This window comes from Micromonospora sp. LH3U1 (genome assembly GCF_028475105.1).
GTDB lineage: Bacteria > Actinomycetota > Actinomycetes > Mycobacteriales > Micromonosporaceae > Micromonospora.
The window spans coordinates 4541744-4555456 of the sequence record NZ_CP116936.1; the positions used below are offsets into that span (position 1 = coordinate 4541744).

17 protein-coding genes are annotated in these 13713 nt (G+C 69.3%); 8 read left to right on the forward strand and 9 right to left on the reverse strand.

Features of this window, described 5'->3' with window-relative positions; genetic code table 11:
• Positions 1-18 precede the first annotated feature (18 nt).
• Positions 19-252: a hypothetical protein gene (locus PCA76_RS20795; protein ID WP_272612147.1), complete on the reverse strand. Its 234-nt coding sequence runs from the start codon at positions 250-252 to the stop codon at positions 19-21.
• A gap of 286 nt (positions 253-538) precedes the next feature.
• On the opposite strand from PCA76_RS20795, the gene PCA76_RS20800 reads away from it, so the two are divergent.
• Together PCA76_RS20800 and PCA76_RS20805 are read left to right on the forward strand one after the other, a co-directional pair.
• A complete protein-coding gene (locus tag PCA76_RS20800) occupies positions 539-1576 on the forward strand; it encodes a fatty acid desaturase family protein (protein ID WP_272612148.1) in 1038 nt (345 codons plus the stop codon).
• A gap of 67 nt (positions 1577-1643) precedes the next feature.
• Entirely contained in the window at positions 1644-2354 is a 711-nt protein-coding gene (locus PCA76_RS20805; RefSeq protein ID WP_272612149.1) for a helix-turn-helix domain-containing protein, read from the forward strand.
• Here the strand turns inward: PCA76_RS20805 and PCA76_RS20810 are convergent.
• The 3 genes from PCA76_RS20810 to PCA76_RS20820 form a co-directional block, all read right to left on the reverse strand.
• Positions 2336-2914, reverse strand: coding sequence for a dihydrofolate reductase family protein (locus PCA76_RS20810; RefSeq protein ID WP_272612151.1), 579 nt, complete (start codon positions 2912-2914; stop codon positions 2336-2338). The genes PCA76_RS20805 and PCA76_RS20810 overlap by 19 nt on opposite strands.
• Positions 2915-3217: 303 nt before the next feature.
• Entirely contained in the window at positions 3218-4282 is a 1065-nt protein-coding gene (locus tag PCA76_RS20815; protein WP_272612152.1) for a golvesin C-terminal-like domain-containing protein, read from the reverse strand.
• A 141-nt stretch (positions 4283-4423) separates the two neighbouring features.
• The gene (locus tag PCA76_RS20820) at positions 4424-4801 is read right to left on the reverse strand and encodes a hypothetical protein (protein ID WP_272612153.1); all 378 of its coding nucleotides are present in this window, start codon (positions 4799-4801) and stop codon (positions 4424-4426) included.
• Positions 4802-4995: 194 nt separating this feature from the next.
• Between PCA76_RS20820 and PCA76_RS20825 the strand changes: the two genes are divergently transcribed.
• Positions 4996-5598 carry a DUF5317 family protein gene (locus PCA76_RS20825; protein ID WP_272612154.1) on the forward strand — a complete coding sequence of 201 codons (603 nt, stop codon included), beginning with the start codon at positions 4996-4998 and terminating at the stop codon, positions 5596-5598.
• Between the two features lie 225 nt (positions 5599-5823).
• Here PCA76_RS20825 and PCA76_RS20830 read toward each other — a convergent pair whose 3' ends face one another.
• Genes PCA76_RS20830 through PCA76_RS20840 form a run of 3 tightly spaced genes read right to left on the reverse strand, consistent with a single transcriptional unit; the run spans position 5824 to position 8425 of the window.
• Entirely contained in the window at positions 5824-6387 is a 564-nt protein-coding gene (locus PCA76_RS20830) for a GerMN domain-containing protein (RefSeq protein WP_272612155.1), read from the reverse strand.
• Positions 6384-7739: a sensor histidine kinase gene (locus tag PCA76_RS20835; protein ID WP_272612156.1), complete on the reverse strand. Its 1356-nt coding sequence runs from the start codon at positions 7737-7739 to the stop codon at positions 6384-6386. The genes PCA76_RS20830 and PCA76_RS20835 overlap by 4 nt, the downstream gene beginning before the upstream one ends.
• The gene (locus tag PCA76_RS20840) at positions 7736-8425 is read right to left on the reverse strand and encodes a response regulator transcription factor (protein ID WP_272612157.1); all 690 of its coding nucleotides are present in this window, start codon (positions 8423-8425) and stop codon (positions 7736-7738) included. Before PCA76_RS20840 ends, PCA76_RS20835 begins: the two co-directional genes overlap by 4 nt.
• A 153-nt stretch (positions 8426-8578) precedes the next feature.
• On the opposite strand from PCA76_RS20840, the gene PCA76_RS20845 reads away from it, so the two are divergent.
• From PCA76_RS20845 to PCA76_RS20865, 5 genes are all read left to right on the forward strand, one after another.
• Positions 8579-8983, forward strand: a complete 405-nt coding sequence (locus tag PCA76_RS20845; RefSeq protein ID WP_272612159.1) for an STAS domain-containing protein — start codon at positions 8579-8581, stop codon at positions 8981-8983.
• Between the two features lie 133 nt (positions 8984-9116).
• Positions 9117-9734, forward strand: coding sequence for an STAS domain-containing protein (locus PCA76_RS20850; protein ID WP_272612160.1), 618 nt, complete (start codon positions 9117-9119; stop codon positions 9732-9734).
• A 166-nt stretch (positions 9735-9900) separates the two neighbouring features.
• Complete coding sequence (locus PCA76_RS20855) at positions 9901-11040, forward strand: sensor histidine kinase (protein WP_272612161.1); 1140 nt, start codon at positions 9901-9903, stop codon at positions 11038-11040.
• On the forward strand, positions 11037-11699 hold the full coding sequence (locus tag PCA76_RS20860; RefSeq protein ID WP_272612162.1) for a response regulator: 663 nt from the start codon (positions 11037-11039) through the stop codon (positions 11697-11699). The genes PCA76_RS20855 and PCA76_RS20860 overlap by 4 nt, the downstream gene beginning before the upstream one ends.
• 118 nt (positions 11700-11817) lie before the next feature.
• Positions 11818-12477, forward strand: coding sequence for a DUF2306 domain-containing protein (locus tag PCA76_RS20865; protein ID WP_272612163.1), 660 nt, complete (start codon positions 11818-11820; stop codon positions 12475-12477).
• A gap of 33 nt (positions 12478-12510) precedes the next feature.
• Here the strand turns inward: PCA76_RS20865 and PCA76_RS20870 are convergent, their stop codons facing one another.
• Both PCA76_RS20870 and PCA76_RS20875 read right to left on the reverse strand, forming a co-directional pair.
• Positions 12511-12981 carry a VTT domain-containing protein gene (locus PCA76_RS20870; RefSeq protein WP_272612164.1) on the reverse strand — a complete coding sequence of 157 codons (471 nt, stop codon included), beginning with the start codon at positions 12979-12981 and terminating at the stop codon, positions 12511-12513.
• On the reverse strand, positions 12978-13571 hold the full coding sequence (locus tag PCA76_RS20875) for a CDP-alcohol phosphatidyltransferase family protein (protein ID WP_272612165.1): 594 nt from the start codon (positions 13569-13571) through the stop codon (positions 12978-12980). The genes PCA76_RS20870 and PCA76_RS20875 overlap by 4 nt, the downstream gene beginning before the upstream one ends.
• Positions 13572-13713: the final 142 nt, after the last annotated feature.

Sequence of the window (13713 nt, forward strand, 5' to 3'; positions counted from 1 at the left end):
ATCATGGCGCTCCCGGGGTCACCCGTGCTGCGCCGCGGGCCTGATCACAGGCCCATGAGAGGGGGCGTCGATACGCCCGCCGAGCGTCGGAGCGATGCCCTCGTCGAACTCGCTGGCGACGTCTCCCGTGGGGAAACCACCATCCTGCCGGCGACGTCGCAGCGTGAGCGTGCCCGCCGCTCCGATTACCGCCCCAGCCGCGAAGGCAAGGATGAGCTGCTGTCGCCCGGAGGACTTCCTCTTTCGTGCCATGGCTACTCCCTCAATCCAACCTGACCTTGTAGCCCTGATTGTCGGACTCGATCGCCGTGGTCACGCACCCAATCGCTAGACATGCATGAAGTGGGCACCACCTACGCGTTGGCTGCCGCGAGCTGCCGATTCCTCCTGCGGAGACGCGACGGTGAGGAAGACTGGAACCGTCAGCGGCGGTTCGCTGTCGATCTCTGTGACACCGCGGCTGCATCGCGCAGCTGCCTGGTCACGGATGACGGCGGAGCCGGCGAGCTGATCGGCCTGGTGATAAGGAGTGGCGAGGGTGAGTGAAACGGATCTTGGCGCCCGCAGCGACCGGGGCAGCGAGTACGCCCACCTGTCTCGCCTGATCCGTGGCGCAGGTCTCCTCGACCGACACCCTCGCCGCTACAGGACGCGGTCGACGGTGTTGCTGGGTTGTCTTGTGGTTATCGGCGTGGTGTTCGTCCGACTCGGATCGTCGTGGTGGCAGGCGGCTACCGCTGCCGGCGCCGCGGTGCTGATGGCGCAGCTGGCGTTTCTCGGTCACGATGCCGGGCATCGACAAATCTTCCGCTCGCGTCGGGCGAACGATGTGGTCGGCCTGATCTGTGGAAACCTGCTGACCGGGATCAGCTACGGGTGGTGGGTCGACAAGCACAACCGCCACCACGCACAACCGAACACCGAGGGCCACGACCCCGACCTCGTGGTGGCTCCGCTGTCCTTCACCGCGGGCCAGGCTGCCACGCAGCGCGGCCTGCGGGCGCTGTTCGTACGGCACCAGGCGGGGCTGTTCTTTCCCCTGCTGATGGTGGAGGGTCTGCATCTGCACGCCGCCAGCGTCCGGGCGGTCGTCGGCCGTGGCGGGCTCAGGCACCGACCAGTGGAGGCCGGGCTGCTCGTCCTGCATTTCGCCGGCTACCTCGGGGCCGTGTTCCTGGTCCTGAGCGCGCCGCAGGCGATCGTGTTCATCCTGGTCAATCAGGCTCTCTTCGGCCTCTACCTGGGCAGCTCTTTCGCCCCCAACCACAAGGGGATGCCCATCCTGACCGAGGCCGACAACCTCGACTACCTACGCCGGCAGGTCCTCACCTCCCGCAACGTGCGTGGCGGCCGGCTCCTCGACGCACTACTCGGCGGGCTCAACTATCAGATCGAACACCACCTCTTTCCCAGCATGCCGCGACCGAACCTGCGCCACGCCCAGCCGCTGATCCGCCAGTTCTGCACCGAAAACGACATCGCTTACCACGAAACCACCCTGATTCAGTCCTGGGCGCAGGGGCTGGCACACCTTCGGGCGATCGGGATCGCATCGACTCGACCGGGCGACGACTGAGACTGGCCGCGCTCCACTGGCTGTCCTCGGCGATCATCGGATGAGCGTGTACGCCTATCCTCTTCCCGTGGCACTGTGGTTCGAGACGCGGGCGTCCGACTCGCCTTGGGTCGACACCGTGTGGACCTGTACGAGCGAGCATGTCGCAGAGATGACCTCCGTTGCGACGGTCAGCTGGGGTTTGGTGTTCTGGGAGTGCGGAGGCACGGCGTCCGCGGGCATTACCGGCCCTGAGACCAGGACCGGCATCGCACCGGTGCCGGAAGGCGCGACCTTCGTCGGCATCGAGTTCGCCGTGGGTACGTCGCTGCGGGCCGTGCCCACGCCGACCCTGGTCGACGGTGGCGCTGAGCTTCCAGACGCGACGCGCAGGAAATTCTGGCTGGACGGCGGCCGTTGGGAGACGCCCGGTCCCGATGACGCTGAGGCCCTGGTCGACCGCCTCGTCCGCTCCGGAGCCGTGGTTCGTGACCCGCTCGTCGGCGAGGTCCACCGAGGCCATCGCCCAGCGGTCTCGGGGCGCACCGTTGAGCGCCGATTCCGAGCGGCGACCGGGCTCACCCAAGGCGCTGTACGGCAGATCGAACGCGTGCGCACGGCCGCTGCGCTACTGGCCGCCGACGTCCCGGTCACCGATGTCGTCTTTAAGCTTGAGTACTTCGACGAGCCGCACCTGGCCCGAGCGCTGCGCCGGTTCGTCGGGCGTACAGCGCGACAACTGCGCGCGGGCACCGGCGGTGCGATCGCCCTGGATCTGGATCAGCCGACGACGTCGTAGATCATCTTTACGATACCGTTCGGGTAGGGTGCGGACGCCCGGAGGCTGAGCACTTGCCTGTCCTTGTCCGCTCTGCTGAACAGGCTCTTTCCTGCTCCGAGCAGCACGGGGAAAACAAGAAGGTTGTACCGGTTGATCAGGCGCGCGTCCGACAGGCGGCGGGCGAGCTCCGCACTCCCATGGATGAAGATCGCTCCACCCTCGCTCTTCGTGAGCTCGACGACATCGTCGGTCGAGCGCAGGATCGTCGTCGGACCCCATCCCTCGACGAGGGCGTCGTCGGGCAGCGTGGTGGAGACCACGTACTTGGGCAACTGCTTGTAGGCGGCGTGGTCGTCCGAGTCACGCCAGACCGGCGCGAACGCCTCGTAGCTGCGGCGGCCGAACATCAGCGCCGTCGTATCCTCAAGCTCCTCGCCCTTGAGCGAGAACGCCTCGGGCACGAACTCAATGTCCTTGACCACCCAGCCACCGCTGCGGTGCTCCTCACCCGGCCCACCGCCTGGGGAGTCCACAACGCCGTCGAGCGATATGAACCCGGTGTAGACCAGATCACGCATGCCTCGTTCTCCTCATGGTCGGGCGACGAGAGTCGCCAGGTGGACCCGACGGCCGCAGCACCATGCCGACGCACAGTGGAGCGACCACGCCCATGCTAGGAAGCAGCTACCGCACCCGTCTTGTACGGAAGCGACAGCACGAGAAGGCAGTGGCGCTGCCAGGGAGCGAGCCGCGGCCGACGTAGGAAACTGCCAGCATCACCTGCCCGGCCAGGCTCCGGCTGAGGCGCCCATGCTGACGCCCTCGCCTCCGCTACCCACGCTGGTCGTGCGACTCTCGCCGGGGTCCGAGGATCGCGACAACTAGACTCGGGTGACCCGGACGGCGTCGGCGACGACGTAGCCGGCGGCGCTGGTCCACCGACTCACCGCGACCAGGTTGCGGTCACCGGCAGCGAGCGCAAAGGTGCCGAGCGAACGCCAGACGCCACCGTTGGAGCGCTGGTCCATGTTGAGCGTCTGGTTGCCCGAGGCGGTGACGATGACGTGCGGGGTTGAGCTGTTGTAACCCGGATCGGCCGGGTGCCGTACCTCGATCCGGTAGTTCCCGGCCGCCGGGATGTCGACCTTGAACCAGGCGGCGTCGCTGGCGGGGGTGGGGCTGGCGAAGCGGTAGTCAGCGCCGTAGCGCTGGCTGGAGTAGGCCGAGCTCCCCCAGTTGGTGCTCGCCGTGAACCGCCCTGCGGTGGCGTTGTCCACGATGACGCTGAAGGTGGGCGGGGTGGTGCTGCCCAGCCCCAGATAGTTGGCGATGCCCTGAGCGTGGGCACGGGCGGTGGCGGTGATGAAGTCGGCCCGTTTGAGCAGGTTCGCGTCGGCCACGGTGTCGATGAAGAGGTTCTCGGTGAGCACCGCGGGCATGGTCGACTCGCGCAGCACGTGGAAGTTTGCGGTCTTCAGCCCCCGGTCGGTGACCGAACCGACCGACCGCATGCCAGCCAACACCGTCGGGTGCAACGCGTTGTGCAGCCTGGTGGTGGCAGCGTCCGCCGTCGGGTACCGGTAGCTCTCGAAGCCGGTGCCGCCCCCGGAGTTGATGTGCACACTCACGAAGAGGTCGGCACCCCAGGCGTTGGCGTCGTCGGTGCGGTAGGCCAGGCTGCGCGTGATGTCGGTCGTCCGGGACATGCGGACGTCGACGTTCCAGTTGGCCAGCAGGATGCTGCGCAGTTGCAGGGAGATGTCGAGCGTCAGGGCCTTCTCCTGCAGCCCGTTGCCGACCGCCCCAGAGTCGGTGCCGCCGTGACCGGGGTCGATGTAGACCTTGGGCAACGCGGCCTGCGCGGGGCCCCCGAAAATGGGGGCGGCCGCGGCACCAGCGAGGGCCGCCAGGAGGGTACGCCGCCGCAGCGCCAAGTCATCGAACATGTGCACCTCTCAAGGGGAACCGAAGAGATCAACGTTGCTCGGAATATAACGGACCTTCGATGGATTTGAAAGATGTCTACGCCTCAAGGTCTGGTCCTCGGAGGTTTTCGCCGCCGCGTCACGCGGTGCGCCAACCGTGGGTCAGCGACCGCACCAGGCGCGGGCCGCCGCGGTACGGACCAGTAGTCCGCCGGTCAGCAGGGCAAGCAGCGCCAGCAGACCGCACCCCATCGCCGCGGCGATGGCCGGATCGATCTCACCTGAACGCAGCGCATCGGGAAGTGGCCCGACGCGCAGTAAATTGCCGATCCCGAGCAGGAGCGCGGCGGCGATCGGCGCGGCGAACCAGTGCATCACCCGCCAGGCGGTCGGCCCGCCGTACCAGAGCCCCCGGAGCACGGCCGCGACCGCAACCGTGCAGCCGGCCAGGGTGAGCCAGTTTCCCGCGCCGCCGACTTCAGCGAGCAGCGCGACGTCCACGGCGAGCATGTACGCCCACCAGAACGCCAGCAATGACATGCTCACGACGATGCTGCGCGGTCGCCGCGGTGGCCTCCGCACCGTCGGCAATGGCTCGGGGTGCAATGGCTCGGAGGTCATCGTCGGATCTTATGGTCACGTTCCCGTTCGCTCGCACGCACACTGATCAACATCGCCGGCATGTTAGGTTTCTGCGCCCAGTGCTAGCGGGAGTGTTGATGCCGGGTCCACTGATGCAGGCGTTCATGGTCCTTCCCCTGGTGATAGCCGTCGTCGTGGTCGGCCTTCGTACCGGGGGCATACGGGCCCTTCTAGCTCTGCGGCTACGCCACCGCTGGCTCGTCGGGGCTTCGGTGGCCGTGCAGTTTCTCCGCCAATCCAACCCCGGCTGGGCGAATGCTGTCCTGAGCGCGGCCGGCGGAACCGTGCCGGTCACGCTGATCTGGTTACTCGTGACCGCGTTCGCGGCGACGAACTTCTTGATGCTGCCGTCCCGGGCGCGTGCGGCCATGGCCATCTTCATCGTCGGCATGACGATGAACACGCTGGCGATCGCGGCCAACGGGGGAATGCCTTTCTCGCTCGGCGCCGCCAAGTGGGCGGGCATGACAGACGCCGAGATCGAGAAGTACGTACCGGGTCACCCTCCACTGACGACGGACAGCCGTCTCGCGCCGTTGGCTGATGTGTTGCCGGTGCCCGGAGTGCACGCCGTGGCGAGCATCGGGGACCTGCTCATCATCGGTGGGTTGACGTGGTTGCTGATCGCGATCATGCTGCAGGGCATCCAGGACCCGGCGGTGCCCGCGTCCGTGCGTCGTGACCGATCGTCCTGAGTCCTGTCTGGAATGTCCTAGGTACCGAGGAGAATCTCATGTCACGCGTACGCATGGTCTGGACCGCTGTTGTGTCGATGGCTACGGCGGCCGGCGCCGTATACGTGGCGGTCGCGCCATACACCCAGGGCCTTTGAGCTGACCTCGCGCGACCAGTTCGTCGATGCGACGCGGCCGTAGCGGCCGATCGTTCTAGCGTGGTTGCCCGCATCGGTGTGGCCGGGGTCAGCGTGGGGTGATAAGTGTGGCGTAGTCGGCGCGGGTGAGCGGTTGTTCGGAGAGCGAGCCGTCCGCGCGGGGCACGCCGAGGGGTTTGCCGTCGCGCAGGAACACCACAGTGGTGATGTCGTCGCGGCTGGTGAGGGTGCAGACGATCTGCCCGAAGGCGAGGATCTCGTCGCTGCGGCCGGCATCGTCTACGGGTGCGTCGACCGCGACGCGGGCCTGGGTGCCGGTCACCGTCGCACCGGCGGCGTCAACCGCTCCGGGCAACGCGCTGGTCAGGTCCCCGTCGCGTTCGGCCGAACTTGGCCCGGCGAGCAGATGCCGCAGTTGGTCCTCGACCGTTGGTGGGCGGTTGACGCGCCGGACCACGGAGATGATGCGGTTGTCGCGGACGAGGCAAACTGTCTCGACGGCAGGCCCGGCCGGTGCCCTGGTGTCGGCGGGAGCTGAGCTTTGGAACGGACCCCGCGGGGGTTGCACCGTTCGCGGGGCGGCGTCGGTGGGGACGCCGCACCCGGTCAGCAGCGCGGTGAGCGCCACGGCCAAAAGGTGACGGTGGTTCATGGCAGGCTTTCCGGAAGGGTGATGCGGAAGCAGGCGCCCCCACCGGGCCGGTCGGTGACGGTGGCGTGTCCGGCGTGCGCGGCGGCGTGCTGGGCGACCAGCGCGAGCCCGAGGCCCGTGCCGTCCCCGGTGCCACGGGTGTGCGCAGCCCGCCCCCGGACGAACCGGTCGAAGATTGCCTCGCGGTCCTCGATGGGCACGCCCGGGCCGTCGTCCTCAACCTCGATGACGCCGACGCTGCCGTCGCGGCCCAACCGGACGCCTGCGGGACCGCCACCGTAGGTCACCGCGTTGTCGAGCAGGTTCGCCAGGACCTGCGCGACACGCCGACGGTCGACCCGCCACGTCGCGGGTACCTCGGGTGCGAGGTGGACGAACGTCGCGGGCAGGTCGAGGGCCTGGCAGGCATCCTGGGCCAGCGCCACCACGTCCACGGGGGCCCGGTGGGCGGGCTGGTCGCTGCGGGCCAGATCGATCAGGTCATTGACGAGCCGTTGGAACCGGTCGATCTCCTCGGCGACGAGCCCGGCGGCGACGGCCGTACGTTCATCCTGGTGTTCTCGGCGACGGGCCAGGACGCTGGCCGCCGCGGCGAGGGTCTGCAACGGTGAGCGCAGTTCGTGGCTGACGTCGGCGGCGAAGCGCCGGTCCCGCTCGACGCGATGGGCGAGCCGGTCGACCATCTGGTTGAACGAGCCGGACAGCCGGGTCAGGTCGGGGTCGGTCGCCGGGTCGAGGCGAGCCGTGAAGTCACCGGCGGCGATCTTCTCGGCGGCGTCGGCGACCGCCGTCAACGGCCGCAGCCCATGCCGGGTGGCGTACCAGCCGAGGGCCGCGCCAGACCCGGCGACCATGATCGCGACGGTGGTCAGCGCGAGCGCCAGAACCTGGAAGGTCTGCTCCAGCTCGCGTAGGGAGTTGACCTCGAAGTACGTCGCCGTCGCGGACAGGGGCACCCCGACCACCAGGACGGGTTGGCCGTGCACGCGTACGCGCTGCACCGCCGGATCCCCGGCGGCGACGAGCCGTCGCAGGTCGGCGGGGATGGCGATGGTGGTGCCCGGGTCGGCGGTGCGGGCGTACCATTCGCCGTTCAGCTGCAGCACGGGCCGCCGGCTGCCGCCCGTGTCCAGTGACCGAAGCACCTCCACGACGTCGGGGGTTTCGGTGTCCAGCCCGGCACGGACGACGTTGGCGTCGTAGTAGGCGGCGCGCAGGGCCGTGCGTTCCCGCTCTTCGATGAGGGATTGGCGGGTCAGCTCGTAGGAGACCAGGGCCATCGACGCGGAGAGCAGAAGCGCGCCGACGGCGAACGCGGCGGTGACCCGGGTACGCAGTCCGAGACGTCTCATCGCTGAAGCTTGTAGCCCAGACCCCGCAGGGTCACCAGGTGCCGGGGGGCCGCAGGGTCCGACTCAATCTTCTGCCGCAGCCGGCCGATATGCACGTCGACCAGCCGCTCGTCGCCGCTGTCGTACCCCCACACCCGGCTGAGCAGTTGCTGGCGGGACAGCACCCGTCCGGCATGTTCGGCAAGCTCGCACAAGAGCCGGAATTCGGTGCGCGTGACCGACACGGGCTGGCCCGCACTGCGCACCTCTCCTGCGTCGGGGCTGATCTCCAGTTCGCCGAAGGCGAGCACGGGCACGGGCTCCGGCGCCTGCCCCGCGACGTGGGCACGGGCACGGCGGCGCAGGGCGCGCAGCCGAGCGGTCAGCTCCTTTATCGCCACCGGCTTGACGACGTAGTCGTCGGCGCCGGCTTCGAGGGCGGCCACGATGTCGTGGGTGTCGTCGCGGGCGCTGACCACCACGATCGGCACGTCGTCGTCGCGGCGCAACTGCCGGATGCACTCGAAGCCGTTGAGGCCGGGCAGCATCAGGTCGACCAGCACGTAGTCGGCCGGGTCGCGGCGCTGGGCGCGCAGACCCTCCTCGGCCGTTGCCGCCCCGTGAGCTTGGTAGCCCTCTTCCTCCAGTGCGAGCAGCAACGCCAAGCGGATGCGGTCGTCGTCCTCGATCACCAGTACGGCCGTCATACCCGGCATCATCCCCAGGCACCGGCCACGCGGCCAACTCGGTCGGCCGGCTGGCGCATTTGTCACGCAACTGTCATAGATCCGCGCGGCGACCGCCAAGCGAGCACGGCACGGTCGGAGGCGACCGGGTCCATGAGAGGGAGGGGCACGCCTGTGACAGGGCCACTGACACCGACGCCGTGCACACTACCGCTGGTCGAGGTCTGCGTCACCGAACTCGACCTGGCCTGCCTGCCGGCGGCCGGAGCGGTGTTCGACCGGCTGCTGACCCTGCATCCCGGGCAGGTCGTGGTCGACCTGTCCAGGTGCCGGCACATCGATGCCGCCGCGATCGGCCTGCTGCTCGACGTTCACCGGCGATTGGCTGGGTCCAACGGGGTCCTCACCATCCGCAATCCCAACCCTCGCATCGTGCGCATCCTGCACACCGCCCGTCTCGACCGGGTCCTGCAGATCGTCACCAGTCCCCCGCCGTCGTCCGACACCCCGACGGCGGAAGACGAACCCAGCTCAGCGCAACCGGCGCTGGTCGTTCGGGGCCGAGCGTCGGTGAAATGACCTCACTGACGAGCCCTGCCAGTCAGGTCGGGGTCGTCGGCGTGAGCCCGGAAGCCGGACCATCACTTTAGGCCCGCCCCGAATGCCGTGTCCGCCGCGCCGGCGGGACAGGGACGTAGGAAGGACCAGCAGAATGACCGTCGTCCCGGACGACCACCTGATGACATTGATCTGCGACACCTGCGGCGACTCCGTCAGGGCCACCGCCTGCGTGCTCCCCGACGCGGAAGTCGTCTGGACCCTGGTGTCCGAACAGGGGTGGAGCGGCTCCCCATTCGCCACCGGCCCACACCGCTGCCCGCACTGCAGCCTGCTGCCGATCTCCGATGGTGGCAACGCTTCGTGCGGCGACCACGGTCCGGGCGGCATCCTCGGCATCGACCATCTCGACGACGTGACAGTCGTCGCCGCCACCGGGGACATCGACCTCGACACCGGTGACACCCTGCGCGCCGCCCTGCGCCACGCGGCCGACGTGGGAGGACACGTGGTGGTCGACCTGACCCGAGTACACGTCATCGACTCCACCGGCCTCGGTCTCCTCGTCCGCGCCCACCGCGATGCCCGCGACCGCGGCGTCACGCTGTGCCTGGCCGCGCCGTCGCGGTTCGTCCGCACCGTCCTGCACACCATGCGCCTGGACGGGACGTTCCCGATCTTCGACAGCCGTGACGCCGCACTCGCCCAACTGTCCGCGGGAGTGGCCAACAATCCCGTGGCCTCCAACGCCGCGACGGCCACCCGTGGTTGATCGACGGCGACACCGCCCGGACCCCAGTTGGCACCAGCAGCTGCACGACGCGATCTGAGGAGAGCGCGGGCGGGCCGCCGGAGCGGATCGTGCGTGCCGGACGCATGAGCCATCGGTCGTACTTTGGGACGATCTGAAGTCGCACCACCGTTCGTACGATGGTCCTATGCACCCTCGCCTGCACGCTGTGTTGGCCGAGCCGCGTGTCGCACATGCCCCGTCCCGTGTGTGGCGCGACTGGGCGTTGATCGCAGTCTTCGCGCCGGCGATCGTGGTGGAAGGGATCCTCCGGCCCGATCTGCCGTGGCGGGTGGGCTGCGTCGTCGTCGCGCTCGCGCTGCTACCCACGCTCCTGTGGCGGCGTACGGCGCCGCTCGCGATGGTGGCGATCGCGTTCGGCTTCACGACGGTCGGCCCGTTCGTGCTGCCCGGGGATGCCTGCCAGATGTTCACGGCGAGCTTCTTGGTCCTACTGGTCAGCGCGCTGTTCCGCTGGGGCTCCGGCCGGGATGCCGTCATCGGTTCGTTCTTCGTGGTGGCCAAGGTCGCCGCCGCCGGCCTGGCCGGTTCGATCAACGGCGGCGAATTGGTCGCTGGCTTCGCGGTGATGTTCGCCGCCGCCACGCTGGGTACCGCGATCCGCTTCCGCGCCGCCGCCCGTCTGCGCGAACTCGATCAGGCGAAGCTGTTGGAACGTGAACGGCTGGCCCGCGACCTGCACGACACGGTGGCCCACCACGTGTCGGCGATGGCGATCCGCGCCCAGGCCGGCATCGCCGCCTCGGTGAGCCAGCCGGGCGCCGCCGTCGAGGCACTCCGCGCAATCGAGGCCGAGGCGTCCCGTGCGCTTGCCGAGATGCGCGCGATTGTCCGCGTCCTGCGCCGCAACCAGCCCGCCGACCTGGGGCCCAGCCCACGGGTCGCCGACATCGAGGGGCTCGCCGGCCGCTTCCGCACCGGGCCGGCCGTCGACGTGGATCTGCGTGGGGACTTCGGCGACCTTCCGCCCACGGTCGGCTCAGCGCTCTACCGCCTGGCTCAGGAATCGGTCACCAATGCCCGTCGCCACGCCCGCCACGCCACCCGCATCGAGGTCAGCGTCGCGGCCGACGACACCTCCGTACGCCTGCGGGTCAGCGACGATGGCGAGGCCGGCGCCGCCCGCCCGACCGGCTCGCCCAGTTTCGGCCTGATGGGGATGATGGAGCGCGCCGACCTGCTCGGCGGCACCTGCGAGGCCGGCCCCAATCCCGACCGTGGGTGGACCGTCACGGCCGTGCTCCCGCGCGAGGGGGTCGGCGCGTGACGATACGAGTGCTGGTGGCGGACGACCAGGAGATCGTCCGTACCGGCCTCACCATCATCTTGAACACTCAGCCCGGCATCGAGGTCGTCGGTGGGGCTGGCGACGGCCGTCAGGCGGTCGAACTCGCCCAGCGGCTCCGCCCTGACGTGTGTCTCTTCGACATTCGCATGCCAGGCATGGACGGCATCGAGGCCACCCGGGCGCTCGCCGGGCCATCGGTCCCGGAGCCACTCGCGGTGGTCGTCATCACGACCTTCGACCTCGACGAGTACGTGTACGCGGCACTGCGTGCCGGCGCCCGCGGCTTCCTGCTCAAGGAGGCTGGTCCCGACCTGCTCAGCCAGGCCGTGCACGCGGCCGCCAACGGGGACGCGCTGATCGCCCCGAGCGTCACCACGCGGCTGCTGAAGGCGTTCGCCGACGCGGGTCCGGCCGCGCCTCGCAAGCAGCCGATCGAGGCGCTCACCAACCGCGAGGAGCAGGTGCTGGTCGCCGTCGCGCGGGGACGCACCAACAAGGAGATCGCCGACGAGCTCTACATCACGTTGAGCACGGTCAAGTCGCACATCACCAGCCTGATGACCAAGCTCGGTGTGCGTAACCGGGTCGAGGTGGCGATGTGGGCGTACGAGACCAACCGCAGACGGGCGCGCTGGTGACGAGTGACGTCGACCGGTGACCGACATAAGTACGACGACGGCGTACGACCATGGTCCGGCCCGATTGCGGCCCATGTGCCGATGAGCAGGGGCGGGTGCGGCGTCCACCATCGATGGCATGACGATGCGCGAGTGGCGGCTACCGGCCGCGTTGATCCTGCTGGGCCTGATCCCGATGGTCGCTGGTGCGGGACGGCTTACCGAGCTGGGCACCGGACCGGAGGTCACCCCAGCGAACGCTCGCTTCGTCGCCGAGCCGCTGCCGGTGGTGCTGCACATCGTCGGCGCGGTGATCTACACGATTCTCGGCGCCTTCCAGTTCGTACCGAGCCTGCGCCGCCGCCGCTGGCACCGCCTCGCCGGCCGGGTGCTGGTTCCCTGCGGACTGACAGTCGCGCTCTCCGGCCTGTGGATGACCTTCGCGTACGACCTGCCGGCCCATGACAACGACGTGCTCGCCGGCATGCGGCTCATCTTCGGCTCGGCCATGGCCGGCTCGATCCTGCTCGGCCTCGCCGGAGCGCTACGCCGGCACTTCGCCGGGCATCGCAGGTGGATGGTGCGCGGCTACGCGATCGGCCTCGGTGCCGGCACCCAGGCGTTCACGCACGCGCCGTACCTCGTCGCGACCGGCGAACAGCCCGACGGGAACGTTCGGGCCGTGCTGGTGCTCGCCGGTTGGTTGATCAACCTCGCCGTGGCCGAGTGGTACCTGCGGCGTCCGGCCCGCACGACGCATCCTCAACCGGCGCGTCGGCCGCGTGCTGCTGCCCAATGACAGCGCTGTTGCGTGGTCGGATGCGGTCGGGCGTCACGCAAGGGCCGAGGGCAGGGCGAGGATGGCGAAACGGACTACGCGTCCGAGCAGGCATGCGATGGCGAACTCCCAGCGTCGCAGGCCGGCGGTTCCGGCGGCGCTGCTGACCAAGGCGAGTGGTGGGACGCCGACGGAGGCGGAGAGGAGCACCGTCGGCAGACCGGTGCGGCGGTGCGAGAGCCAGCGCCGGACGGGCTCGGCCCACCGGGCAGCCCGGGCAGCCATGCGCCCCGATTGGTTGCGGCGTGCGAGCCTCCGGGTCAACCGGCCAGTTCCTCGACGAGCGGCTTCGAACAGCAGCAGCTTCCCCGCGGTTTGCCCGACCGCCAGAGCGACCACGGCGATCACGGCGTACCCGCCCGGCTGCCCGGCGACCACGGCGTAGGCCTCCGCGTTGACGACCGGGACAAGGGCCGAAGCGAAGCCGTATCCGAGCGCGGCGGCGGCCTCCACGACACCGCTCACGCCCGGCCGTCCCGGTTCAGCAGTTTGGCCACCGCCACGGCGGACCACGCCTTAACCGAGAGGACGGCCAATGCCACAGTCACTGCCACCAGGTATTGGCCGAATGCCACGGCACCGATGACCCCAGCGGTGTTGACCGCCTTCGCCAGTGGCGACCAGTTCAGCGCCCACACGCGCCGGTCGACAACATAAAAGTAGTTTGGGCTGATCACCGGCCAGCACAGGAACACCAGCGACAGCATTGTGTCCAGGACCATGAACGATGGCAGAAACACCATGGCGACCAGCGAGACATCGGGCATCAAGGCGACCAGGCCCGTACAGAGCACGGCGGTGCATGCCCGGTCGCTCACGATGTCGAGGACGGCACCGGCCCGGGTCTCCTGGCCGAGCCACCGCGCAGCCAGGCCGTCGAGCATGTCACCGAGCCAGTAGATGCCGTACGCCACTGCGATCAGGGCGACAGAACCGGAGACGAGGGCGACGATGCCGAGTGTGACGGCGGCGAGCGTACGGATGATGGTGATGTAGTTGGGGACAGTGAGGAGCGGGCCGACCCGCAGGGCGGGCCGGGAGTCGACGAGAGTCACCCCTGCAGCGTGCGGTTCCGGGGCCGTTCGGCGGAACGTACCGGGGTGCCGACCTCGGCGCGGCTGCGGTACCGGGGTGCCGGTTGGGCTGGTACCTGGGTACCTGGCTGACCCAGGGCGGATCATCGAGACTGTGCAGGTG